We start from the raw sequence: 22,271 nt of genomic DNA on the forward strand, positions 1-22,271 counted from the left end.
TTTTATTTCTACGGTTATAAAGCTTACAGATGGGGCTTAACCAAGTTAGCCATCATGCTGATATGGTCATCATTATCGTTCAGCGCAGGAATGTAACGGAACTTCTCCCCGCCGGCATTAGCAAAGATATGACCGTTTTCACCGACAATCTCTTCTAAGGTCTCTAAGCAATCGGCACTAAACGCTGGGCACACAATCGCCACGTCACGTACACCTTCACTCGGCAACGCATGCATAGTGGCATCCGTATAAGGTTGTAACCATTTAGCCTTACCAAACCGTGATTGAAATGTCATCACAAACTCATCCGCTGTAAGCCCTAATTGCTCAGCCACCAGACGGGTCGTCTTCATGCAAAAGCAATAGTAAGGATCGCCTAAGTGCAGATTACGCTCGGGCATACCATGGTAAGAAAGCACTAACTTTTGTGGCTTACCGTGTTGCTCAAAGTCGGCGCGAATCGAGTTCACCAATGCGGTAATAAAGTCGGGGTTATCATGATAAGTGTGAATAAAATGCAGCGATGGCAGAAAGCGCCACTGGGTTAATTCCCTTGCAATAGCGTCAAAAGCCGAGCCCGTGGTCGGCGCCGCATATTGCGGATAGAGCGGCAGTACGACAAGCTTATCTATGCCCTGTTGATGCATCGTTTGTAAGGTGCTAGCTACAGAAGGATTGCCATAACGCATGGCTAAATGCACTGAGACTTCATGTCCATCGGCTGCTAATTTTTCCGATAATTTAGCGGTTTGGCGCAAACTGATATCCATCAGCGGTGAACCCGCGTCAGTCCAGACTTTTTGATAGAGCGCCGCAGACTTGGCCGGGCGAACGCGCAGCACTATGCCATGTAAAATCAGCATCCACAGGAGTTTTGGAATTTCGACCACCCGAGGGTCGGATAAAAACTCCGCAAGGTAACACCTCACCGCCGATGCCGTTGGCGCATCGGGTGTGCCAAGGTTAAGTAGCAACACACCCACTTTGCCACGCTTTGCGTGACCCATCTCTTTTGATAATCCTGAAAACCTAGCCAAAGTAGCCTCTTAACATAAGTAAAATGAATAAATTGGGCATTAAAGCACTGATTCTATTGCCTGCTTAAGCTCGGCACTATCGGGTTTCACCTTAGAATTAAACTGCTGCACCATATTGCCATCGCCACTGACAACATACTTGTAGAAATTCCACTTAGGCGAGCCGGCTTTATCTCCTAAGTATTTGAAGACACTGTTAGCATCGCTGCCTCTCACGGGTGATGTCGCGAGCATAGTGAAGGTGACACCATAGTTGATGTAACACACCTTTGCCGTGTCTTTTTCATCATTTTCTTCTTGGAAAAAGTCATCGGAAGGGAAACCAATCACCACTAAGCCTTTGTCTTTGTATTCTTTATGAAGCGCTTCGAGAGCCTTAAATTGCGGAGTATAACCGCAATTACTTGCGGTATTGACCAGTAACACAGGCTTGCCCTGAGTCAATTCACACAGGTTAATTTTCTCATCCGAGTGCAATTTACGCACTTCAACATCAAGATAACTCGGGCAAGTTGCCGCAAATGCGCTAGTGCTTAACAGACTGGCAAAGATAACTAAGGGGAGCTTCATCATAATGTCCTTCTCATTGGGCGCGCCAAGATTGGCAAACTCGTTATTCTCTATTACGTCACTCGCTAATATAGAGATCATATTGAATAAAAAAATAAAAGCTACAGCGAGTTATCGATTGTCTTAAGCGATAAAAAAAGCAGCTCAAGGGAGCTGCTTTAACATCACCGCGGACAGGATTAATCCATATCCAAGGTCACGCCTTCCATAAAGCTTGAACTGGCGGGCTCTTTATTTTGCAATTTGATCATTAAACGTAAGTCGTTTGGCGAGTCAGCATGGTGAAGCGCATCGGCATAGCTGATTTCCCCATCGATATAGAGTTGCAGCAAAGCTTGGTCGAAGGTCTGCATCCCCTGCTCATTCGATTTAGCCATGGTTTCTTTAAGCAAATGCAGCTCGTTTTTAGCAATCAAACTCGCGACACGTGGCGTATTGATCAAGACTTCAATCGCCGCCCGTCGTCCTGTGCCATCAACCTTAGGCACCAGTTGCTGCGCCACAATGCCGCGCAGGTTGAGTGACAAGTCGAATAACAACTGCTGGTGTTTACTCTCAGGCACTAAGTGCATGATCCGGTCTAACGCTTGGTTAGCGTTGTTCGCGTGCAATGTCGCCATACAGAGGTGACCCGTTTCGGCGAAAGAAAGCGCAAACTCCATGGTTTCTTGAGTACGGATCTCACCAATCAAAATCACATCGGGCGCCTGACGCAGCGAACTCTTCAGCGCCGCATCAAAGGACTCTGTATCAATTCCGACTTCTCGTTGGGTAATGATACTTTTGCGATGGTCATGCACAAATTCCACCGGGTCTTCGATGGTGAGGATATGACCACGGGCATGGGCATTACGATAACCCACTAATGCCGCCAAGGAGGTCGACTTACCAGTTCCCGTTCCCCCAACCATGATGATAAGACCCCGTTTACTCATCACCAGATCTTTTAAAATCGGTGGCAGTTTTAAGTCTTCCACCTCAGGGATTTTGGTCTCAATCCGGCGCATCACGCATCCTGGAGATTCACGCTGCCAGAATGCACTCACGCGAAAACGACCTAACTCCTTCACTGCAAAAGCAAAGTTACACTCGCGAGTGGTGTGAAACTCCTTCTTTTGCGCCTCAGTCATCACGGATTCAACAAAATCCAAAGACTGCGCGGGCGTGAAGGCACTCTCGGCTAATGGGCGTAACTCACCATCGATTTTGGCGCTCGGCGGAAAACCTGCGGTAATAAACAAGTCCGAGGCTTTACGCTCCACCATGACTTTTAAAAACGGACGGACATCCATCATAAATCCTTAAAAGGTCGCTTGTTTGTTTGAGCTCTTCGCCATGGCATCCTCACGGGTGATGAGACCACGGTTGACTAAGTTTTGCAGGCACTGTTCAAGCGTTTGCATGCCATGGGCCATCCCCGTTTGAATAGCTGAGTACATCTGCGCCACTTTATCTTCACGGATAAGGTTACGGATGGCGGGCGTTCCCATCATGATTTCGTGAGCTGCCACACGGCCACCACCGATTTTCTTAATCAGAGTTTGCGAAATAACCGCCTGTAATGATTCAGACAACATGGTACGCACCATGTCCTTTTCACCGGCAGGGAACACGTCAACCACACGGTCGATGGTCTTAGCCGCCGAGGTGGTGTGCAAGGTACCAAAAACTAAGTGACCCGTTTCGGCCGCCGTCATCGCCAGACGAATGGTTTCAAGGTCACGCATCTCACCGACGAGGATAACGTCAGGGTCTTCACGCAGTGCACTACGTAGCGCAGCGTTAAAGCTGTGGGTATGACGATGCACTTCCCGTTGGTTAATCAAACATTGCTTATTCTGGTGAACGAATTCGATAGGATCTTCAATGGTTAAGATATGGTCGTGGCGGTTCTCATTGATGTAATCCACCATGGCCGCAAGTGTGGTACTCTTACCAGAACCAGTAGGGCCAGTGACTAACACTAAGCCACGGGGAAAACTGGCGATTTTTTTAAAAATTTCAGGCGCACCTAGCTGCTCAAGTGACAATATATCACTAGGAATGGTACGAAATACCGCCGCCGCACCGCGGGATTGGTTAAAGGCGTTCACACGGAAACGCGCTAAATTAGGGACTTCGAACGAAAAGTCGATTTCTAAATGCTCTTCAAAGTCCTTACGCTGTTTATCATTCATAATGTCGTACACAAGGCTGTGTACCCCCTGATGATCGAGCGCGGGCAGGTTAATTTTTCTCACTTCACCGTCGACACGGATCATGGGAGATATCCCTGCAGAGAGGTGTAGATCCGAGGCTTTGTGTTTTACACTAAAGGCTAATAACTCAGTGATTTCCATAGTTTGGGATATCCTTGCAACCAGATAATTACATCATGACAACAATAGCAGACAGACTCGCCCTCGCCCAGAGCAGGATCGCGCAAGCGGCGCAAAAATGCGCACGCCTACCTCACAGTATTCGCTTACTTGCCGTCAGTAAGACTAAACCGATTGAAGATATTATAGCAGCCTATGATGCGGGCCAGCGTTGCTTTGGCGAGAACTATGTTCAAGAAGGTGTGACAAAAATTGAGGCGCTAAAGGGCACGCACCCTGATATTGAATGGCATTTTATTGGGCCACTGCAATCCAATAAAACCGCCTTAGTCGCCCAACATTTCGATTGGATGCACACCCTCTCGCGGGAGAAAATTGCCCAGCGCCTCAATGAGCAGCGCCCAGCGCACCTTACGCCGTTAAATGTCTGTATTCAAATCAATATCAGTGATGAAGATACAAAATCCGGTATCGATGCCGAGCAGATGCTGCCGCTGGCCCATAGCATCAGCCAATTACCCCATTTACAACTGCGGGGCTTAATGGCCATTCCCAGTGCCACCAATGACATTGCGCAGCAGACACGCGAACTCAGCGAGCTTAAGCAGTTATTCGATACGCTAAAGCAGCATTATCCCGAGGTAGATACTCTCTCCATGGGCATGAGCAATGATTTAGACGTCGCAATTGAGTGCGGCTCAACCATGGTGCGTATCGGCAGCGCCATCTTTGGTGAACGGGATTACGGTGCAAAAGAGACCACCAGCAATTAAGCGGTACGGGTTAATGCATCGGCATCACAAACGACAAAGGAAATGATACAGATAGCCAAAGGTGCGCCAGCAAAATCGGCTTTAGCCTTGTTTTTAGTGACTAAAGCCCAAATACTGTTAGAGAACATTAAATAGAAATTTTTATCCGGCCTAATAACGCTAATTCAATGATATTAATGCTGAATGTTATCCACTCAGCCTAGGCCAGACATTATGGGGTACACATGAGTCAACAAAAAATCTGCTTTATCGGTGCGGGCAATATGACCCGTAGTATTATCAGCGGCTTAATTCGCAGCGGCTACCCTGCTGCGCTAGTGCAAGCCACCAATCCTAGCCAAGGTAAACTCGATGCCCTCGCCGCCAACTTTGGTGTGCGTGTATCCCAAGACAATGTTAGCGCCGCCCAAGATGCCGATGTCATCGTATTATCCGTTAAACCGCAGTTGATGGAACAAGTCTGCCAAGCACTGCAAGGCATTGATATGTCTAACAAGCTTGTGATTACCATTGCTGCGGGCATCAAAGCAAGCCGCTATAGCGAATATCTGGCTCAACCCATCACGCTGGTTCGTACTATGCCAAACACGCCAATGCAAATCGGTGTCGGTATGACAGGTCTCTACGCGCCGCAGCCCCTCTCTGATGCCCAACAAGCCATTGCCGAGCGCTTGATGTCTAGCGGTGGTGAAATTGTGTGGGTGAATGACGAGTCAGAAATTAATCAAGTTATTGCCCTTGCTGGTAGCTCACCTGCCTATTTCTTCCTGCTCATGGAGTCTATGATTGATGCAGGCAAGCAAATGGGTATGGATGAAGCCAAAGCCAGAAGCTTAGTACAGCAAGCGGCCCTCGGTGCTGCTATGATGGCAAAGCAAAATCCTGAGCTTACGCTGGGTAATTTACGGGAGAATGTCACCTCTAAGGGCGGCACAACGGCGCAAGCTATCGCCACATTCGAAGCGGCGGATCTTCGTGGTGTGGTCAAAAATGCAATGGAAAACTGCATCAAACGTGCAGAAGAAATGGCCAATACTTTTTGATCCAGCTTGATCCAGCAATTGCTGGGTGACTTGCTAACTTTTAACGCGGGCGTTTTTAATCGGACTCATATAGGCAGAAATCTCGATGAATGCATTAACCTTTTTGATCAGCACACTCTTCGATTTGTATTTGATGGTGGTGATATTACGGATCTGGCTCCCCTTGGCCCGTGCCGATTTTTATAATCCCTTCAGTCAATTTGTGGTCAAAGCCACACACCCGTTGATCGCACCTATGCGTCGATTAATTCCTTCAATGGGAAGATTCGATACCTCTTCTTTTGTGCTCGCCCTATTAGTGGTGATGGTTAAAGTGCTGCTGTTAAGCCTTATCGCTGGCGGCGGTATTGATTTAGTGCTGTTCTTTGTGTTTGCACTTGTCACTGTCATCAAACAGGCGGGCATTTTACTCTTTTGGATGCTGATTATTCGCGCCATCTTAAGCTGGTTCAACCAAGGCTATAACCCAATTGTGATGATCATGGGACAACTGACAGAGCCCATTTTGGCCCCAGTGCGCCGCATCATTCCGCCCATTGGTGGCTTAGATTTGTCGGTAATGTTGGTGATTATCGGCATGAACTTTATCAACATGCTGTTGGCGCAATACGTACCATTTTGGGCCGTGATTTAATGAGCGCAGTCATAATGCAGCAAGGCGACTTGCTGCTTAATTTGTATATTCAACCTAAAGCGAGTCGAGATCAGATAGTCGGGCTACACGGCGATGAGTTAAAGGTCGCCATAACCGCCCCGCCGATTGATGGCAAGGCCAATGCTCATTTAAGCAAATATTTAGCCAAGGCCTTTAAAGTCCCTAAAAGCGATGTTCACATCCTTAAGGGCGAATTAGGACGCCATAAACAGGTACGCATCAGTGCCCCCAAAAACGTCCCCGCAGAAATCGCGACCCTGCTCGAATAAACACAGCGTTGGAAGTCTAGGTTCAGATACATATAATCAAGCAATCCCTCATACTAAGGTACAACATCATGTTACGTAATCTCCTTATTATGCTCGCCTTAACCGCAAGCCTGTGTGGCGCAGCTAATGCCGAGCAAAAAGAAACTGTCGGTAATTTCGATATTCATTACATGGCGCTGGGCAGCACCTTTTTAACACCCAGTATTGCGAAAACCTATGGCATCGAACGTAGTAGCTACAGAGGCATCATTAACATTGCCGTATTAGATACAAGTGAAGCAGGCTCTCCCGCAGTGCCCGTTGAAATCACCGGCGTGGCCAATAACCTACTCGATGCGCGTATCGATCTGAAATTTAGAGAAATCCGTGAAGGTGAGGCTATTTACTACATCGCAGAAGTGCCTTACCGCGACGATCAAGAAATCAATTTCAACATCGCCATCAAACACGGCAACCAACTCAACACCAATCTTCAGTTTAAGCAAAAGTTCTACGTCGAATAATTCCAACCTCATAGGCAGGATGATGTAATATCGTCCTGCCTTTTCTGTCCTTTACCGCCAAGCTTGGGTATCATTGCCGCATACAGTCCAATGACATCGCTCAATGTTCACACTCAGTGACATACAGCCAAGAGCGCCCAATCCAATAGGTATTCCATGCAACAAATCGTCCTCGCCAGTGGCAATAAAGGTAAACTTGCCGAATTCGATCAAATGCTCGCCGCCTATGGCGTAAAAGTGCTGCCACAAAGCCAATTTAATGTTAGCGAAGTGGCCGAAACGGGCACCACCTTTGTCGAAAACGCCATTATCAAAGCCAGACATGCGGCGCAAATTACCGGACTTGCCGCCATTGCCGATGACTCGGGATTAGAAGTCGATTTACTCCAAGGTGCACCGGGGATTTACTCTGCGCGCTATGCAGGGGAAAATGCCAAGGATCAAGATAATGTGTTAAAACTCTTAGACACATTAAAGGATAATCCTGCGCCACGTACGGCCAGATTCCAATGCGTATTAGTCTATATGCGCCATGCGAAGGACCCAACTCCCATCATTTGCCAAGCCTCGTGGGAAGGCCAAATCGATTTCGTGCAACGTGGTGATAACGGCCATGGTTACGATCCGATTTTTATCCCAGAACACCATGATTGCAGCGCCGCCCAAATGAGCAGTGACGAAAAAAATGCCTTGAGTCACCGTGGTAAAGCTTTAGTGCAACTGATTGCTGCCATGCAGGAAAAAGGCGTATTTACCGACGGGAACGCCCAATAATGTCAGTGAATGCGTCACCTCAGTTAACCCTGCCGCCGTTGAGCCTGTACATCCATATCCCTTGGTGTGTACAAAAATGCCCTTACTGCGACTTTAACTCCCATGGGCAAAATGGCGAATTACCCCAAAAGGCCTATGTGGATGCGCTGCTAGCGGACTTACGCCAAGATTTGCACTTAGTACAAGGCCGTAAGCTACACACTATTTTTATTGGTGGTGGAACGCCATCTCTGTTTGATGCCAATCAAATCAAACGGATATTGGATGGCGCCAATGCGCTCATTCCCTTCAGTGACGATATTGAAATCACCATGGAGGCCAACCCTGGCACCCTAGAGCACGATGACTTTAGTGCCTACCGCGCCGCAGGGGTCACCCGATTATCAATTGGTGTACAGAGTTTCTCTAAGGATAAGCTCAATCTGCTGGGACGGATCCACAATCAAAACGAAGCTCAAACCGCCGCCCAAAAAGCCAGCCAAGCGGGTTATTTAAGTTTTAACTTGGATTTGATGCACGGACTTCCGAATCAAAGTTTTGCTGAGGCCATGGCGGATATAGATACAGCTGCGGCGCTCAATCCGCCGCATTTGTCTTGGTATCAACTGACGATTGAGCCTAATACCCTGTTCTACTCAAAACCGCCGCAGTTGCCCGACGATGAAGATCTCTGGCAGATCTACGAACAAGGGCAACAAAAGTTAGCGGCACTCGGTTATGAGCAGTATGAAATCTCGGCCTATGCCAAACCCGGTTATCAATGCAGGCATAACCTTAACTATTGGCAGTTTGGCGATTATTTAGGTATTGGCTGCGGCGCCCATGGCAAAGTAACCTTGCCCGAAGAAAACCGTATTATTCGCACTGTCAAAATTAAGCACCCTAAGGGTTATTTAGCTGCCGATAGCTATCACTTCGAGCAGACTGAGGTCGCCGAAGAAGATCGCGCCCTCGAATACTTGATGAATCGTCTGCGCTTAATGACGCCTATCCCTAAGCAAGAGTTTGAAGACAGAACCGGTTTACACCGAGATACGTTGAAAGAGGGAATGGAAAAGGCCAAACAACGGGGTTTACTGACCGAATCGGCTGAACATTGGCAATTAACCAGTAAAGGTCACATGTTTGTGAACGATTTACTGACGCAATTTTGTTGATTCACTAATTAAATTTCCCATATAAATAATGTGTTAGCTTAGATTTCTCGATGAGACATCTTTTATAGCTAACACATTTTCTAACATTTATATTCATACATTTCTCCCCTGCTTCTTTAGAATTGCCTGAACATTGTTAAGGAAGCCTGATCATGCCAATAAAAACGAACATCAGCTTAGTCGCATTTACCCTCTCCGCCTTGCTAGCACTGCCCTCCTATGCAGTGCCGACCTTAAGTGACTCACATAATGTGGCCAGTGCAAGTGTTGCCGCCCAAAGCGAGTCAGAAAAAGCCAACGCCTTGTTTGAAGCCATCTTTATGGAAAACATCATGGCAAGCCCCATTGCGCAAACCTATATGGGTATAAAGCAGGACTATGATAAGTGGGACGACATTGGCGATGAGGCGGATGCCCGTGAGTTGGCACGCACCAAGAAACAGCTAGCCGAAGTGAATCAACTGGATGCGAGTAAGCTTGACCCACAAACTCGCCTAAGCCTGACATTACTCACCCAAAACCTGAATAACGATATCAAAGATTACCAGTGGCGTTACCATAACTACCCAGTTAATCAGATGTATGGCGGCCACTCGATGATCGCCTCCTTCCTGATTAATCAACACCAAATCACCGATGTCAGCGATGCTAAGGCCTATATCAGCCGCTTAAATGGCGTGCCCAAACGCCTAAGCCAACTGCAACAGGCGCTAGAAGTGCGCGCTGATAAAGGCATTATTGCCCCTAAATTTGTGTTTGGTTACGTGATTTCTGACAGCCAGAACATCATTAAAGGCGCCCCCTTCGATAAAAGCGAAGACAGTGCCTTGTTAGCGGATTTTCGCAAAAAAGTGAACGCACTCAGTATCACTGAAGCAGAAAAAGCCCAACTTATTGCCGATGCAGAAAAAGCACTAGTCTCGCAAGTTGAGCCTGCATACAAGACGCTTATCGCCTATATCAAAACCTTAGAAGCCAAGGCCGATACCCGCGATGGGGTTTGGAAACTCCCCGACGGCGAGGCGTTTTATAACAATGCCCTTGCGCGCACCACGACTACCCAGATGACGGCGGATGAAATCCATCAACTTGGTCTTGCCGAAGTGGAGCGCATCCATAATGAAATGCGCGCCATTATGAAAAAGGTGAATTTTAACGGCACCTTGCAAGAGTTCTTCGCCTTTATGCGCGATGATCCACAGTTCTATTATCCAAATACCACCGAAGGCAAGGCGGCATATTTAGCCGATGCAACCAAGCTTATCGATAATATGCGCTCACGCTTGGATGAAGTCTTTAAGGTCAAACCTAAGGCGGCCATGATAGTCAAACAGGTTGAGGGCTTTAGGGAAAAATCCGCGGGTAAAGCTTTCTATGAGCAACCGGCGCCCGATGGCTCTCGCCCTGGTAGCTACTATGCCAACCTCTACGATATGAAAGCCATGCCCAAATACCAGATGGAAGCACTGGCTTACCATGAGGGGATCCCTGGCCACCATATGCAAATCGCTATCTCGCAGGAGCTAAAGGATATTCCTAAGTTCCGTAAGTTTGGTGGCTATACCGCCTATATCGAAGGTTGGGGGCTCTACAGTGAGTCTTTCCCGAAGGAGATGGGCTTATATGCTGACCCTTACTCCGATTTTGGTCGACTGGCGATGGAGTTATGGCGAGCTTGCCGTTTAGTGGTCGATACCGGGATCCACGCCAAAAAATGGACCCGCGAACAAGGGATAGCTTATTACGTCGATAATACCCCTAACGCAAAATCCGATGCGAAGAAAATGGTCGAACGTCATATCGTTATGCCATCTCAAGCTACTGCCTATAAAGTTGGGATGATTAAGTTACTCGAACTGAGACACAAGGCGGAAAAACAACTGGGTGATAAGTTTGATATCCGGGATTTCCATACTTTAGTCTTGGCAAATGGTGCTTTGCCTTTAGATGTGCTGGAAGAGCAAGTCGATCAATGGATTGCTAGTGTTAACAAAGCCTAAGCTTGGAACCGTGGGAGGCTAACGCTAGCCTCCCTTAAAAACCGTTGCGAATAACATCCTTAAACCGCGGCCAATAAAAAAGCCACTTTTGAAGTGGCCTTTTTATTGGATTTATCACCGGCTTGGTCATAAAACCCTATCTCACTGTGGGTCACTATATTTGATGTATTAAGCAAGTAGCTAACACTCGGTGTGACTTTAGGGTACAGAGAGACAAAACTCGTTTCCCGCACTCAACCATCAGAAAAAAATTACCTCAGCCTAATGAGCTGAGGTAAACCAAAAACTAGGATGATGGTTTAAAAGCCAACATTGTTTTAGTTCGCAAACTTCTGCTGGCTGTGATCCGAAACTGCATTGCTGCCAACCTGTACGCTAATACCAAAAGGGGTCATTTCCAGTAAAAGTGTAGGACTCAGGTCATTCCGAATCATCTGATATCCATTGTATTCATTTAAGAACAGACTTCAATACAGGCTTCAAAAACTTGTTTCAGACAATGCTAAAAAATCAAACTGAAATGCAAAACAAAAACAACGCAACCTATTGATTAATAAAAATTAAAAATATCAACAAACGCTCCCAAAACGCATTAAACGCATTTTAAGAACAATGTTTCCAACATTACTGACGTTCACTGAAGAGTTCCGCATAGGGAATGTCCCAATAAGGCGGATTGCCAATATGGTCTTTAATAAACTCAATGAAGGCGCTCACCTTAGGCGCTAAGTGTTTACGGCGAGGATAAACGGCCTGTAACGGTAAATGATGAGTCAATTGCCAATCCCTCAGCAGCGGCACTAAGGTCCCCTTAGCGATTTCATCCTCCATCAAGTAACTAGCAAGATATACAACCCCTAAGCCACTAACCGCCGCTGATTTTAAAGCCGGAGCATTATCCACCCTAAAGTTACCAGAGACACCAATCTCACAGTAATCATCGCCTTTTTTAAACTGCCACATTCTGTGCTCATGCCACTCACCTTGATACACCAAGCAGTTATGGTCGACTAATTGTTCAGGGCGTGACGGTGCACCATGTTTAGCAATGTAATCGGGGGAGGCAACGAGGAGGAACTGACATTTCATCAAAGGACGCGCCACCATACCAAGCGGTAATTGCTCTGACATAGTCAGCAATAAGTCTAAACCTTCGCTGACCACATCAACTTTATGATCAAGCAAACTGACTTGTAGTTCGAGTTCAGGATGTTTAGCCATAAAAGAGGGTAAAGCAGGAATGATATGCATAGCGCCAAAGGACTGGGAAATCCCTACCTTTAACACGCCGCGGGTTGCGTCGTTTAAGTTATGCACGCTAGCAATGGCCTGTTCGGCATCGCGGAGTAACTCTTCACCTTGCAGATATAATAAATGCCCAGCTTCAGTCAAACTTAAGCTACGAGTAGTACGCTGGATCAATTGAACACCGAGTCTATGCTCGAGATCGGCGACCTGCGTACTGACCTTAGATTTAGAGATCCCAAGCCTTCTTGCAGCGGCACTAAAACTTCCGGCTCTAGCCACATGAGTAAAAATCGCAATAGGTTCTAATAGTTCTAACATGGAAAGTCGCCTTAAGCAGTTTCGACAGTGATTTAAACTTTCGGAATAGCATAGGAATGCGGCACAAATGCCATAGAGCATCCCCTAATGCCTTAATATCTCACAGCAAATGGGTTCGTTGTAGAGATTTAGCCCGAAAAAGTCCGCTAAAGTAGAGTTTTTTATCTGACTGAATTGCCAGCTTTTCATTATATTTTAAGAGTATACCAAACATTAGTCTTTAGACTGTAACATTCCATACTAAATAGCTGCAAGCATTGAGATTAATATCAATCTGCTTAATAAAAATTGTTCATTAAAAAGCCCCAGACACTTAACGTGCTGAGGCTTTATCATTTATATCACGGTATTTATGGTGTCAGTTAGGTTGGCTTAACCTGGCTCAAACCCGTTTAGACCTTAACTATCCTTGCGAGCATTATTCACGTAATTCGCGGTGAGTGTTTTGCGTCAACACATAGGGGGCTAATTCAGGTACTTCTTTACGCAGTTGATTTTCAAGCACTAGCAGGTTTTCAAAACGGTCACATAAACGGTCGGCTTTCGCTTCAATCCCCTTAGACTGGGACTCAATTTGCTGCTCAATATCATCGCCTAGCTTATCCATTTTTTGTGAAAATGCTTCCATCTTGGCTTCGAAGGATTCACCGTCGCCCGCAAGAATTTGGCCGCCGATATTCATCATCAAGGTGCCAATGGAGTTTTGCACGATTTGCTCCATTTCCCGTTCAAATTCATCGTTAAATGTGTTTTGCATCGACTCTTCAGTCGCACCAAGGTAAAAACTATCGCCCTGTTTGTAGGCTACGGCATCGACACGCTTCTGCACGCCCGCCATCATCTCATCAAACTTAGCACCTGCGGCATCGCCCATCAGCGGCGTTAATGCCATTCCCACAGCTTGAGACGCCAGTGCAACCGCTTCATTGACTAATTCAATCACCTCAGGCACCTGAGTAGACACCTCATCGGCATATTGGCTCACGAGCTTTTTCTGTTTATCGGTTAAGGTGACCTGCTTGCCTTCAACATATAACTTGTCGACCTCGATGCGATACTTCTCGGTGCCCTTCTCGCTCATCACTAATTTTTTAGGCTCGACTCTCACATCATAATTAAGGGAAACCTCACAGCGCTCATCAATTTGCGGCTCGGTTTTCGCTTGTACTGATTGCAAGCCAGAAGCGCCTAAAATAACGCCCGATAATGCCACTCCAGTTAATAGCGTATTTATCTTCATTGTTGTTCATCCTTTAATCTGAGGGATTCGACTAAGCTACATGCTAAAAGACGAACAGCAGAAGACATGCCAACTTTGTAACAATATGATTAGTATGGAGTTATAAAAATTAGCACCGATAGCAGATTAGTGAATTTCGCTAATAGTTAGCCTAACAGTGCTAATAGAAGAGTTAAATCAGAAGATTGAACGTCCGAGGCGCTGGCTAAGATGCTCAAGCATTGCCGTCCCCGCGAGGGAGTTGCCTTGGTTATCTAATTCGGGGGACCAAACACAGACCGAGAGTTCCCCGGGGATCACCGCAATAATACCGCCGCCAACACCGCTTTTACCCGGCATACCAACACGATAGGCAAACTCACCGGCACCGTCATATAAGCCAGAGGTTGCTAACAGGGCATTTAACTGCCGAGTCTGCACCTGCGAAATAAGCTCGGTACCATCTAAGGTTTTACCGCGATTGGCTAAATACAACATCGCCCGTGAGAGGTCGGCGCAATTCATTTTTAAGGCGCAATAATGAAAATAAGTGCGCAGTACTGTATCGACGTCACCTTGAAAATTACCGAAGGATTTCATCAGATAAGCGATGGCCGCATTACGTGCACTGTGCTGATATTCAGAATCAGCCACTTGCTTGTCGAAACAGACTTTATCGTTTTGACTCAGCGCCCTGACCAATTCCAACATCCGATGCTTAGGTGCCCCTAAACGGCTCTGCAATAAGTCGGCGATGACTAACGCGCCAGCATTAATAAAGGGATTGCGAGGTTTACCCCGCTCGAGCTCAACTTGGACTAATGAATTGAAGGAGTGTCCCGAGGGTTCTTTGCCGACGCGACTCCAAATTTCGGTTTCTTCATATAAAGTTAGCGCTAAGGTTAAGCTGAAAACTTTAGAAATACTTTGAATTGAAAATGGCTCAAGGTAATCGCCTGCGCCTATGGTTTCACCGTCGATAGTGGTCATGGCAATGCCCAATTTACCGGCATCAACATTGGCGAGCGCAGGGATATAATTAGCAACCTTTCCTTGGCCGAGCAAGGGTCGAACTTTGTCGACCACTTCCTCTAATAACGCCTGTTCTGGCATTAACTCCACCAGATATCGTACAGATCGCTAACTTCGAGTTGAGTCACTTTTTGACCCGCCCAGAATGCCTTCACAGCAGCGATATCTTCCTCGGTGCACTTACCGATAGTTTGGGTCGCAATAATACCTTCCCACTCGATATGACCACCACCGTGGAAACCTAACTTACGGGCTTCAATGACTTCATCGATAAACTTATCGACCGTTGCATCAATATCGGCTTCAGAGACAGATGCATCGAAGGTCCAAGTAATGTCAAAACCTAACTCTTGGAATTCATCAACGCGCATTTTCTTACGTAAACGACGGCTACGATTCTTTGCCATAGTGATTTTCCCCGTTGTGTTAAAAAATAAAATCAATAAAAGATGTTAAGCAATACGCTCAAACATCAGATCCCACACGCCATGGCCGAGCCGATGGCCGCGGGCTTCAAATTTAGTCAGTGGACGATGATCTGGGCGCGGCACCACGGTACCATCGGCGGATTGGTTTTTGTAACCATTTGCCGCATTCATGACTTCCAGCATATGCTCGCTGTAGTTTTCCCAATCGGTTGCCATATGGAACACGCCGCCAATCTTTAGTTTGCGACGGATAAGCTCAGCAAATTCCGCCTGCACGATGCGGCGCTTGTGGTGACGCTTTTTATGCCAAGGGTCGGGGAAGAACAATTGCACGCGCGCAAGGCTGCCATCGGCGATAGCATGTTCTAACACTTCCATTGCATCATGGTGATACACGCGAAGATTAGTCACCCCAGCAGCGGCGGCGTCACTTAGGCATGAACCAACGCCAGGCTTATGGACTTCTATACCAATAAAGTTAAGCTCAGGAGCTTCTTGAGCCATTTGTACTAAAGAGGCACCCATGCCGAAACCGATTTCGAGTACAGTATCGGCTTCGCGACCAAACACTTCGGTCAAGTTTAATGGTGTTGGGCTGTAATCTAAGCCCATTGTTGGCCACTGAGTCTCAATGGCTTGCGCTTGACCTTTGGTCAAACGACCTTCTCTTAGGACAAAGCTTCTGATCTTACGCAGATACTTGCCTTCTTCATTAAATTCAGCGGTAGTGACTTCGCTCATTTTTGCCTCGTCTCGTGGACAACACCATCTAAAAAGAAGGGCATTATCCAAAGTTCAACTTACAGTGCAAGCACTAATGGAGGCGAAGTATAACAAGATTATCCTAGAGAGCGAATCTAGGCCGATTTTTCGATAGTCTGTTACTTGTTTGCCAACCAATCTCCCGCTACACTGCGCCGATGAAATCTACAGCCTCCTTTGCTACACGTATCGTTAATTGGTACGACAACCACGGTCGTAAAACCCTCCCTTGGCAGCAAGATAAAACCCCATATCGCGTATGGGTTTCAGAGATTATGCTGCAACAAACTCAGGTAGCGACTGTTATCCCCTATTACCAGCGTTTTATGGCACGTTTCCCCGATGTCTTAGCCCTCGCTAACGCGCCGGATGATGAAGTTCTGCATCATTGGACTGGCCTGGGTTATTACGCCAGAGCTCGCAATCTGCATAAAGCCGCTAAGATGATTCGCGATTTGTATCAGGGGCAATTTCCAACAGACTTTGAGCAAGTGTTAGCGCTACCAGGTATTGGCCGCTCGACCGCGGGTGCAGTGTTATCCCTATCACTTGGGCAACATCATCCGATCCTCGATGGCAATGTTAAGCGTGTATTAGCACGCCACGGTGCGATTGCGGGCTGGCCCGGTCAAAAGCCAGTGGAAGAACAACTCTGGCAACTCACCGAGCAGTTAACGCCAGAGCAGGATATTCAAAAATATAACCAAGCCATGATGGATATTGGTGCCAGTATTTGTACTCGCAGCAAACCCAATTGTGCTGCTTGTCCTGTGGCTGTCGATTGCAAAGCCCAACTTATGGGAAGGCAGACCGATTTCCCGGGTAAGAAACCGAAGAAGACTATCCCAGAGAAAGCCGCTTGGATGTTGGTTTTGCTTAAAGATAACCAAGTCTTCTTGGCTAAGCGCCAGCCTGCTGGTATTTGGGGCGGACTCTGGTGCTTCCCCGAGTTTAGTACTCAAGCCGCACTCAATGCAGCGCTTGAAGCCCAGGGTTATCACGCTGCGCAACTCGAACCATTAATCGGTTTTAGGCATACCTTTAGCCATTTCCATTTAGATATTCAGCCCATGCTACTGAATTTAGATAGCCACGCGAATGGCTACAACAAGCAAACCTTGGGTAAGCAGAGCGTGGGCGCAGTCATGGAACAAAACCAGTCTCTCTGGTATAACATCAATCAACCTTCCAAAGTGGGGCTCGCCGCCGCAACCGAGCGTGTGCTAGCCAATTTGGAGTCACTCATAACCGCTACAGTCAGTAAGCAGTAAGGAATAATCATGGCGCGTACAGTCAATTGCGTATATTTAAATAAAGAAGCCGACGGCCTAGACTTTCAACTGTATCCAGGTGATTTAGGTAAACGCATTTTTGATAACATCAGTAAAGAAGCTTGGGGCCTATGGCAGAAGAAGCAGACCATGCTGATTAACGAAAAGAAACTCAACATGATGAATGTTGATGATCGTAAGTTTTTGGAAGAGCAAATGACCTCTTTCCTCTTCGAAGGAAAAGAAGTGGAAATTGAAGGCTTTGTGCCCGAAAAAGATCAGGAATAAACCTAAGTGACTATCTCTTAAAGTAAAAAAGCGCCGTTGGCGCTTTTTTATTCGCTGATAAATGCAGCTCAGTAACCTTAAGGTTACTTACGCACACCTTCTACCACTAAATCTAACTCAACATTGGCAGACGCTGGGCCTAAGTCCATCTTGATACCGTAATCTTTCATCGCAAACGTGGTAGTACCGGTAAAGCCTGCACGGTATCCGCCCCAAGGATCTTGACCTTCACCCACAGCATGCGCTTGGATTGCCAGCGGTTTAGTCACTCCGTTTAGCGTGAAGTTACCAGTGATAACCAGATCACCATTGCCTTTGTCTTCAACCGAGGTCGAAACGAAAGTCGCTTCTGCAAATTTAGCCGTATTTAAAAAGTCAGCACTACGGATGTGTTTATCACGCTCGGCATGGTTAGAGTCCACGCTTAAGGTGTTCACTTTAACATTCACTTTAGCTGCCGTTGGATTTTTAGCGTCGTAGCTGAAATCACCACTGAAATCATTAAAACGGCCAACTACATAGCTATAACCTAAGTGACTTACTTTAAAGGTAATAGAGGCATGGGCGCCTTCACGGTCAATCACATAATCGGCGGCAGATGCAGCCATAGGAGCCAGTAAAGACGCGCCAATCAAAGCAGCTAATAGTTGTTTTTTCATTATATTATCCTCGGTTAAATTTAATCATCTTGAGTAGTGTTGAATCTTTATCGATAAAATGGTGCTTTAACGCACCTAACGCATGCAGTAAAACCAGAGCAATCAAGCTGTAAGCGGCATATTGGTGAATATCCCCTGCTATATCAGCCTGATTTTCAATCAGTGGCGTTAGGCCGGGTAACTCAAACCAGTCAAAAACCATAATTCCACGGCCCTCTGCCGTCGAAATCAAAATACCAGCGGCCATAATCACCAGTAATAAGAGGTAAATCGCGCCATGGGCAATCTGGGCGCTAACCTTTTCCCATGTCTGGTGATTTGGCTCTGAAGCGGGCTTTGGATTAACCAAACGCCAAACTAAACGAAACAGGGTTACCCCCAGCAGCAAAATCCCAACGCTTTTGTGCCAATGTGGCGCCGTTTTGTACCATGGGCTGTAGTAGGTCAGTTCCACCATCCACACACCAACGGCAAAGAGTCCAATCACGACAACCGCACTCAGCCAATGGCAGGCAATAGCAATAAGTCCATAATTCAACTTTGTATTTCTAAACATATAGCGAGTTTAAACCTCTGCACTTAGTCGTATAATCAAATAATAGTCATTATCATAGAACGAAAAATAAAAACTAAAATCAGTAAAAATAGCTCATATCTTTCTAAAATATAGAAATATTAGCGCAATTATGGTGTTAACGCTGATTACGGGGATTAAACAGGTTACTCACGCGGCAGGAAAAACAACTTTGCGGCATCAAATAATCCCGTTCCCAATGGGTTTATTGATAAAAAACAGCCAAAGTGCACATTAAACAGTCGAACACATCATTTATCAGGAAAAAGCGCTTGCAGAGGATAAACACCCTCGCTAATATAGCCGCACTTCGAACGAGACAGCATTAAGTTGTCAGTTTAAAGTAGTAAACTAACGCTTAGTTTAGTTGCCCGAATAGCTCAGTCGGTAGAGCAGAGGATTGAAAATCCTCGTGTCCCTGGTTCGATTCCGGGTTCGGGCACCACCATTCGCCGGCATAGCTCAGTTGGTAGAGCAACTGACTTGTAATCAGTAGGTCCCGAGTTCGACTCTTGGTGCCGGCACCATAAAAAACAAAAAAGCCACTCACTGAGTGGCTTTTTTGTATCTGTGATTTAGCAATTTACTTTATCAGCTCATGCGCTATCGGCCTATCTCCCGCTTGGACTTGATGCTGTAAATGTCGCCAGCCATGAGTTAACTCATTAAGCGGCTCTTTTCGCTCAGGAAAGTGAGAAGATAATTTGTCAATCACATCAATTTGTTTTTTGCACAGTAAAGACCAACGGTCTGCATTTGATAGGTACATGGCGTCTTCCTTAACTAAAGGGGATAATTCCTTAACAATTTTAAGATTAGGATAGAATCGCTAATTTGCCAAATTAAAATTGCGTGTTAGAGCACTGTTAAAAGCCCTGCCTCCAGAGTATCTTTGTCCTATAAACATAAGAGAGGAGGCACTATGACAGCCACTGTTTTTAAGCTCGTTTTCATCGCAATTGGTTTGTTTCTGGTTTATAAGTTGATTTTTGGTGGTAAGAAGGGACTGACTATTTTTGAAATGCATTTTAAAGATGGCAGGATGACTCAACATAAAGGCAAGATCCCCGAGCGCTTCGAGCGAGACTGTCGCCAATTAGCAAAGGCTGAAAAGCTCACTTGTACAATCCGAGCAGAGAAAAGCTCAGACGTACGTCTGCATATTTCAGCGAATGTGAATGACAACCTACAGCAAAGGATCCGTAATCAATTTCCCTTTGAGTATTACGATAAGAAGACAGAGGATAATAGTCGCCAAGCGGGTTAATTTTCCGTATCAGCAGCCCTTATGCCAAAGTAAGGGCTGCACAATTCAATCAAGCTCTGATCAGATTGAACCAATCTTAGAATTTAATCGGATCCTTTGGCTCTAGCTTTCCATCTTCGCGCGCATCACGAACACGACGCTCATTATCCTGCACCATAGGATCGCTAATGGGTTGATTGGGATCTGCTTGCTTTTCTGAAGTATCTTCAAAGCGAAAATCAATATTTGAGCAAGCGGTTAAAGAAAGGTTTGCGAGTACCGCCAATAATATCCAATGCTTTTTCATCGTGAAGCCCATATAAGATTGATTGATTGATTTCACCCAGTCTAAAGCATGAAACGCTGGATTATTAGCCAAGCTATACCGTTAACTCTGCAGCAAAAATCCTAGCGCTTTTGGATCACTAAGGTCACTTTGGCAACTGTGATGCCCCATTTAATAATATCGCTTTTGTTAATGATGGTTTTGTCATTAACTAGGTACATCCAATCATCAAAGTGTACTTGGTATTCGTCACCATCAACAGGCAATAACATATCATAACGCCAACGCAGCGCGCTTCCCCTCGCCTCCCCTTGCGCTGTACCGAGAATATCGTCAGCCGTGCCAGTGTATTGCCCTCCACCTTGGGATTGAATACGCCAAATGCGAGTTTGGGTTTCACCATCATCATAAACAAACCACTCTTTGATAATGCCTTCCGTCCCCTGCCAACTCGCCTCCATGGTGACATTAAACCGACGGATCACTTTGCCACTGAAATCCTCAACAATACCCGATGCCTCAAGTGGACCATTAAAGAAGCTTTCTAACACTAAGGGGGGATTGGTGCCTTGATAATCACTCACATCGACACTAGAACAGCTAGACAAAAGGCTGACCATCAATAACCCTAAGATAAAAGGCTTACCCCAATGCAGTTTTAGCAATCGCATGATTTTTCTCCTAGTAATTGCGCACGTAAGCTTGGACGACTGGTGTTAGTCGACAACCAAATCGCCAGAAATGCTTCGGCTAATTTGGGTTCGTCGATAATCTTCAACGGCTGGCCATTAAAAAAGAACTGACTATGTTGAGTATCGATAATCTTAAAACTTAAGTGATCACCAGGCATCACATTAGGCCAAATCCCCTTGAGTAATTGCAGCCAATTGGCTATCTCATCCTTGCTATAGCCTAAGTGTCGCCACTGATCTGCTGTCGCTTCTAACAGATCATCCGCCTCAATATCACGATAATATTCAATGTCTAATAACTGTGGATAAACGCCACTCTGGTACTTGCCTGTGCTGGTCATGAGTTTGGCTTTATAGACATTAAACCAAAGCCAATCCATTTCGCCCCGACCTACCTCAATAAGCCCAGAGTGCATAGGATTTTCGATTACCTGAGTCGTGGTAGCATGTCCAGCTAATGGCAGCAGTAATCCACACAGGGCACTGAGATATCGCTTTTTTGAACATATAACTAACTGGATTGATGAAATATGAAGCATCAGATTTCTCCACCAATACAAGGATTAACTCCCATATAAACGGGCATCAGCGGTTTGACGATTTAGCCTATGGTTGCGGGAGAGATAGATGAAAACAGGTAATAAAATAGCCCAAATAACGGCTAGGATAATAACTGATATCCCCTCGCCAAAGGGAAGGTTCACAGCATAAAGTCTTGCTCCAGCTAAGTAACTGAGACAACCAAATACTCCGCCTAAAATGGCTTGTAGAACAATCGCAAAGGTACGGATAAAACTAAGACTATGGTGCAAACTCACAGCAAAGTGCAACCAGAGACAAGCCAACCAACCGGGAAAAACCGGAAACTCAAAAATGCCCATCCAAATCAGCAAGCCATCAATCGCCATACCCAGTAACCCAACTTTAAGCATTGTGCTCAAATCACGGGGGATTGCACGAGCGGTTTCCACCCACGGCAGTAACATAAAATGCACTACTAACAGCGGAATACTCAATAACAGCGTACTATTGCCAAATAGTACGCTAGTCCACCAAACACACTGAAAACTCAAGGCGTTGTAGAGTATAAAGCCCTGACGTTTGGAGATATTTAAAGAGGATCTCGCCATAAAATACATCTCACTAAAC

General features: G+C 46.1%; 28 protein-coding genes and 2 tRNA genes. 13 read left to right on the forward strand and 17 right to left on the reverse strand.

Annotated elements, in window-relative coordinates:
• Positions 1 to 23: 23 nt before the first annotated feature.
• The 4 genes from hemH to SHD_RS07295 form a co-directional block, all read right to left on the reverse strand.
• Positions 24 to 1,007, reverse strand: a complete 984-nt coding sequence (hemH, locus tag SHD_RS07280; RefSeq protein ID WP_023266512.1) for a ferrochelatase — start codon at positions 1,005 to 1,007, stop codon at positions 24 to 26.
• A 69-nt stretch (positions 1,008 to 1,076) separates the two neighbouring features.
• Positions 1,077 to 1,688: a glutathione peroxidase gene (locus tag SHD_RS07285; RefSeq protein ID WP_023266513.1), complete on the reverse strand. Its 612-nt coding sequence runs from the start codon at positions 1,686 to 1,688 to the stop codon at positions 1,077 to 1,079.
• 98 nt (positions 1,689 to 1,786) lie between these two features.
• Positions 1,787 to 2,899, reverse strand: a complete 1,113-nt coding sequence (locus tag SHD_RS07290; protein ID WP_039977794.1) for a PilT/PilU family type 4a pilus ATPase — start codon at positions 2,897 to 2,899, stop codon at positions 1,787 to 1,789.
• 9 nt (positions 2,900 to 2,908) lie between these two features.
• Positions 2,909 to 3,946, reverse strand: a complete 1,038-nt coding sequence (locus SHD_RS07295) for a type IV pilus twitching motility protein PilT (RefSeq protein ID WP_023266515.1) — start codon at positions 3,944 to 3,946, stop codon at positions 2,909 to 2,911.
• A 35-nt stretch (positions 3,947 to 3,981) separates the two neighbouring features.
• Here SHD_RS07295 and SHD_RS07300 point away from each other — a divergent pair, with 35 nt between their 5' ends.
• The gene (locus SHD_RS07300) at positions 3,982 to 4,698 is read left to right on the forward strand and encodes a YggS family pyridoxal phosphate-dependent enzyme (RefSeq protein ID WP_023266516.1); all 717 of its coding nucleotides are present in this window, start codon (positions 3,982 to 3,984) and stop codon (positions 4,696 to 4,698) included.
• Here the strand turns inward: SHD_RS07300 and SHD_RS22365 are convergent.
• Positions 4,695 to 4,826, reverse strand: a complete 132-nt coding sequence (locus SHD_RS22365) for a hypothetical protein (protein ID WP_023266517.1) — start codon at positions 4,824 to 4,826, stop codon at positions 4,695 to 4,697. The genes SHD_RS07300 and SHD_RS22365 overlap by 4 nt on opposite strands.
• Positions 4,827 to 4,922: 96 nt before the next feature.
• Here SHD_RS22365 and proC point away from each other — a divergent pair, with 96 nt between their 5' ends.
• The 7 genes from proC (at position 4,923) to SHD_RS07335 (ending at position 11,099) form a co-directional block, all read left to right on the forward strand.
• Complete coding sequence (proC, locus tag SHD_RS07305; RefSeq protein ID WP_023266518.1) at positions 4,923 to 5,741, forward strand: pyrroline-5-carboxylate reductase; 819 nt, start codon at positions 4,923 to 4,925, stop codon at positions 5,739 to 5,741.
• A gap of 85 nt (positions 5,742 to 5,826) precedes the next feature.
• On the forward strand, positions 5,827 to 6,375 hold the full coding sequence (locus SHD_RS07310; protein ID WP_023266519.1) for a YggT family protein: 549 nt from the start codon (positions 5,827 to 5,829) through the stop codon (positions 6,373 to 6,375).
• On the forward strand, positions 6,375 to 6,665 hold the full coding sequence (yggU, locus tag SHD_RS07315) for a DUF167 family protein YggU (RefSeq protein WP_011621978.1): 291 nt from the start codon (positions 6,375 to 6,377) through the stop codon (positions 6,663 to 6,665). The genes SHD_RS07310 and yggU overlap by 1 nt, the downstream gene beginning before the upstream one ends.
• 68 nt (positions 6,666 to 6,733) lie before the next feature.
• The gene (locus SHD_RS07320; RefSeq protein ID WP_039977795.1) at positions 6,734 to 7,168 is read left to right on the forward strand and encodes a DUF4426 domain-containing protein; all 435 of its coding nucleotides are present in this window, start codon (positions 6,734 to 6,736) and stop codon (positions 7,166 to 7,168) included.
• 156 nt (positions 7,169 to 7,324) lie between these two features.
• Positions 7,325 to 7,942, forward strand: coding sequence for an RdgB/HAM1 family non-canonical purine NTP pyrophosphatase (gene rdgB / locus SHD_RS07325; protein ID WP_011625625.1), 618 nt, complete (start codon positions 7,325 to 7,327; stop codon positions 7,940 to 7,942).
• Positions 7,942 to 9,099, forward strand: coding sequence for a radical SAM family heme chaperone HemW (hemW, locus tag SHD_RS07330; protein ID WP_023266521.1), 1,158 nt, complete (start codon positions 7,942 to 7,944; stop codon positions 9,097 to 9,099). Before rdgB ends, hemW begins: the two co-directional genes overlap by 1 nt.
• Before the next feature lie 152 nt (positions 9,100 to 9,251).
• Positions 9,252 to 11,099: a DUF885 domain-containing protein gene (locus SHD_RS07335; protein WP_023266522.1), complete on the forward strand. Its 1,848-nt coding sequence runs from the start codon at positions 9,252 to 9,254 to the stop codon at positions 11,097 to 11,099.
• 624 nt (positions 11,100 to 11,723) lie between these two features.
• On the opposite strand, the gene SHD_RS07340 is transcribed toward SHD_RS07335, so the two are convergent.
• From SHD_RS07340 to trmB, 5 genes are all read right to left on the reverse strand, one after another.
• Positions 11,724 to 12,665, reverse strand: a complete 942-nt coding sequence (locus tag SHD_RS07340; RefSeq protein ID WP_023266523.1) for a LysR family transcriptional regulator — start codon at positions 12,663 to 12,665, stop codon at positions 11,724 to 11,726.
• Between the two features lie 418 nt (positions 12,666 to 13,083).
• A complete protein-coding gene (locus tag SHD_RS07345) occupies positions 13,084 to 13,905 on the reverse strand; it encodes a YggN family protein (RefSeq protein WP_023266524.1) in 822 nt (273 codons plus the stop codon).
• 177 nt (positions 13,906 to 14,082) lie between these two features.
• A complete protein-coding gene (gene glsB / locus SHD_RS07350; protein WP_023266525.1) occupies positions 14,083 to 14,997 on the reverse strand; it encodes a glutaminase B in 915 nt (304 codons plus the stop codon).
• A complete protein-coding gene (locus SHD_RS07355; protein WP_023266526.1) occupies positions 14,997 to 15,323 on the reverse strand; it encodes a YggL family protein in 327 nt (108 codons plus the stop codon). The genes glsB and SHD_RS07355 overlap by 1 nt, the downstream gene beginning before the upstream one ends.
• 45 nt (positions 15,324 to 15,368) lie before the next feature.
• Positions 15,369 to 16,085: a tRNA (guanosine(46)-N7)-methyltransferase TrmB gene (trmB, locus tag SHD_RS07360; RefSeq protein ID WP_023266527.1), complete on the reverse strand. Its 717-nt coding sequence runs from the start codon at positions 16,083 to 16,085 to the stop codon at positions 15,369 to 15,371.
• A gap of 179 nt (positions 16,086 to 16,264) precedes the next feature.
• Here trmB and mutY point away from each other — a divergent pair, with 179 nt between their 5' ends.
• A complete protein-coding gene (mutY, locus tag SHD_RS07365) occupies positions 16,265 to 17,377 on the forward strand; it encodes an A/G-specific adenine glycosylase (protein ID WP_023266528.1) in 1,113 nt (370 codons plus the stop codon).
• 9 nt (positions 17,378 to 17,386) lie between these two features.
• Complete coding sequence (locus SHD_RS07370) at positions 17,387 to 17,665, forward strand: oxidative damage protection protein (RefSeq protein WP_023266529.1); 279 nt, start codon at positions 17,387 to 17,389, stop codon at positions 17,663 to 17,665.
• A gap of 83 nt (positions 17,666 to 17,748) precedes the next feature.
• Here SHD_RS07370 and SHD_RS07375 read toward each other — a convergent pair whose 3' ends face one another.
• Positions 17,749 to 18,324: a YceI family protein gene (locus SHD_RS07375; protein ID WP_023266530.1), complete on the reverse strand. Its 576-nt coding sequence runs from the start codon at positions 18,322 to 18,324 to the stop codon at positions 17,749 to 17,751.
• A gap of 4 nt (positions 18,325 to 18,328) precedes the next feature.
• Complete coding sequence (locus tag SHD_RS07380) at positions 18,329 to 18,880, reverse strand: cytochrome b (protein WP_023266531.1); 552 nt, start codon at positions 18,878 to 18,880, stop codon at positions 18,329 to 18,331.
• Between the two features lie 387 nt (positions 18,881 to 19,267).
• Between SHD_RS07380 and SHD_RS07385 the strand changes: the two genes are divergently transcribed.
• A tRNA-Phe gene (locus SHD_RS07385) sits at positions 19,268 to 19,343 on the forward strand.
• A 6-nt stretch (positions 19,344 to 19,349) separates the two neighbouring features.
• A tRNA-Thr gene (locus SHD_RS07390) sits at positions 19,350 to 19,425 on the forward strand.
• A gap of 56 nt (positions 19,426 to 19,481) precedes the next feature.
• On the opposite strand, the gene SHD_RS07395 is transcribed toward SHD_RS07390, so the two are convergent.
• A complete protein-coding gene (locus tag SHD_RS07395) occupies positions 19,482 to 19,667 on the reverse strand; it encodes a hypothetical protein (RefSeq protein ID WP_039977797.1) in 186 nt (61 codons plus the stop codon).
• A 153-nt stretch (positions 19,668 to 19,820) separates the two neighbouring features.
• Between SHD_RS07395 and SHD_RS07400 the strand changes: the two genes are divergently transcribed.
• On the forward strand, positions 19,821 to 20,165 hold the full coding sequence (locus tag SHD_RS07400) for a DUF3634 family protein (RefSeq protein WP_023266532.1): 345 nt from the start codon (positions 19,821 to 19,823) through the stop codon (positions 20,163 to 20,165).
• A gap of 76 nt (positions 20,166 to 20,241) precedes the next feature.
• On the opposite strand, the gene SHD_RS07405 is transcribed toward SHD_RS07400, so the two are convergent.
• From SHD_RS07405 to SHD_RS07420, 4 genes are read right to left on the reverse strand one after another with little or no spacing between them, the layout of a single operon-like run.
• Entirely contained in the window at positions 20,242 to 20,523 is a 282-nt protein-coding gene (locus SHD_RS07405) for a hypothetical protein (RefSeq protein ID WP_023266533.1), read from the reverse strand.
• A gap of 29 nt (positions 20,524 to 20,552) precedes the next feature.
• Entirely contained in the window at positions 20,553 to 21,101 is a 549-nt protein-coding gene (locus SHD_RS07410) for a DUF3833 domain-containing protein (protein ID WP_023266534.1), read from the reverse strand.
• Positions 21,089 to 21,661 (reverse strand): chalcone isomerase family protein, encoded by a 573-nt coding sequence (locus SHD_RS07415; RefSeq protein WP_039977799.1) that lies wholly within the window; start codon positions 21,659 to 21,661, stop codon positions 21,089 to 21,091. Before SHD_RS07415 ends, SHD_RS07410 begins: the two co-directional genes overlap by 13 nt.
• Before the next feature lie 24 nt (positions 21,662 to 21,685).
• A complete protein-coding gene (locus SHD_RS07420; protein ID WP_235056955.1) occupies positions 21,686 to 22,252 on the reverse strand; it encodes a DUF2878 domain-containing protein in 567 nt (188 codons plus the stop codon).
• Between the last annotated feature and the right edge of the window lie 19 nt (positions 22,253 to 22,271).

It is taken from the genome of Shewanella decolorationis S12, assembly GCF_000485795.1.
In the GTDB taxonomy this organism is placed as follows: Bacteria; Pseudomonadota; Gammaproteobacteria; order Enterobacterales; family Shewanellaceae; genus Shewanella; species Shewanella decolorationis.

What these genes read in the sequence shown, in the direction of transcription:
- SHD_RS07340 (WP_023266523.1), bottom strand. Translation starts at nt 12,665, where the DNA reads ATGTTAGAACTATTAGAACCTATTGCGATTTTTACTCATGTGGCTAGA.
- SHD_RS07380 (WP_023266531.1), bottom strand. Translation starts at nt 18,880, where the DNA reads ATGTTTAGAAATACAAAGTTGAATTATGGACTTATTGCTATTGCCTGC.
- mutY (WP_023266528.1), top strand. Translation starts at nt 16,265, where the DNA reads ATGAAATCTACAGCCTCCTTTGCTACACGTATCGTTAATTGGTACGAC.
- SHD_RS07410 (WP_023266534.1), bottom strand. Translation starts at nt 21,101, where the DNA reads ATGCGATTGCTAAAACTGCATTGGGGTAAGCCTTTTATCTTAGGGTTA.
- proC (WP_023266518.1), top strand. Translation starts at nt 4,923, where the DNA reads ATGAGTCAACAAAAAATCTGCTTTATCGGTGCGGGCAATATGACCCGT.
- SHD_RS07400 (WP_023266532.1), top strand. Translation starts at nt 19,821, where the DNA reads ATGACAGCCACTGTTTTTAAGCTCGTTTTCATCGCAATTGGTTTGTTT.
- SHD_RS07310 (WP_023266519.1), top strand. Translation starts at nt 5,827, where the DNA reads ATGAATGCATTAACCTTTTTGATCAGCACACTCTTCGATTTGTATTTG.
- SHD_RS07285 (WP_023266513.1), bottom strand. Translation starts at nt 1,688, where the DNA reads ATGATCTCTATATTAGCGAGTGACGTAATAGAGAATAACGAGTTTGCC.
- hemW (WP_023266521.1), top strand. Translation starts at nt 7,942, where the DNA reads ATGTCAGTGAATGCGTCACCTCAGTTAACCCTGCCGCCGTTGAGCCTG.
- SHD_RS07395 (WP_039977797.1), bottom strand. Translation starts at nt 19,667, where the DNA reads ATGTACCTATCAAATGCAGACCGTTGGTCTTTACTGTGCAAAAAACAA.
- SHD_RS07415 (WP_039977799.1), bottom strand. Translation starts at nt 21,661, where the DNA reads ATGCTTCATATTTCATCAATCCAGTTAGTTATATGTTCAAAAAAGCGA.
- SHD_RS07370 (WP_023266529.1), top strand. Translation starts at nt 17,387, where the DNA reads ATGGCGCGTACAGTCAATTGCGTATATTTAAATAAAGAAGCCGACGGC.
- yggU (WP_011621978.1), top strand. Translation starts at nt 6,375, where the DNA reads ATGAGCGCAGTCATAATGCAGCAAGGCGACTTGCTGCTTAATTTGTAT.
- SHD_RS07295 (WP_023266515.1), bottom strand. Translation starts at nt 3,946, where the DNA reads ATGGAAATCACTGAGTTATTAGCCTTTAGTGTAAAACACAAAGCCTCG.
- SHD_RS07420 (WP_235056955.1), bottom strand. Translation starts at nt 22,252, where the DNA reads ATGGCGAGATCCTCTTTAAATATCTCCAAACGTCAGGGCTTTATACTC.
- SHD_RS07300 (WP_023266516.1), top strand. Translation starts at nt 3,982, where the DNA reads ATGACAACAATAGCAGACAGACTCGCCCTCGCCCAGAGCAGGATCGCG.
- trmB (WP_023266527.1), bottom strand. Translation starts at nt 16,085, where the DNA reads ATGAGCGAAGTCACTACCGCTGAATTTAATGAAGAAGGCAAGTATCTG.
- hemH (WP_023266512.1), bottom strand. Translation starts at nt 1,007, where the DNA reads ATGGGTCACGCAAAGCGTGGCAAAGTGGGTGTGTTGCTACTTAACCTT.
- SHD_RS07345 (WP_023266524.1), bottom strand. Translation starts at nt 13,905, where the DNA reads ATGAAGATAAATACGCTATTAACTGGAGTGGCATTATCGGGCGTTATT.
- SHD_RS07375 (WP_023266530.1), bottom strand. Translation starts at nt 18,324, where the DNA reads ATGAAAAAACAACTATTAGCTGCTTTGATTGGCGCGTCTTTACTGGCT.
- glsB (WP_023266525.1), bottom strand. Translation starts at nt 14,997, where the DNA reads ATGCCAGAACAGGCGTTATTAGAGGAAGTGGTCGACAAAGTTCGACCC.
- SHD_RS07355 (WP_023266526.1), bottom strand. Translation starts at nt 15,323, where the DNA reads ATGGCAAAGAATCGTAGCCGTCGTTTACGTAAGAAAATGCGCGTTGAT.
- SHD_RS22365 (WP_023266517.1), bottom strand. Translation starts at nt 4,826, where the DNA reads ATGTTCTCTAACAGTATTTGGGCTTTAGTCACTAAAAACAAGGCTAAA.
- SHD_RS07335 (WP_023266522.1), top strand. Translation starts at nt 9,252, where the DNA reads ATGCCAATAAAAACGAACATCAGCTTAGTCGCATTTACCCTCTCCGCC.
- SHD_RS07290 (WP_039977794.1), bottom strand. Translation starts at nt 2,899, where the DNA reads ATGGATGTCCGTCCGTTTTTAAAAGTCATGGTGGAGCGTAAAGCCTCG.
- SHD_RS07320 (WP_039977795.1), top strand. Translation starts at nt 6,734, where the DNA reads ATGTTACGTAATCTCCTTATTATGCTCGCCTTAACCGCAAGCCTGTGT.
- rdgB (WP_011625625.1), top strand. Translation starts at nt 7,325, where the DNA reads ATGCAACAAATCGTCCTCGCCAGTGGCAATAAAGGTAAACTTGCCGAA.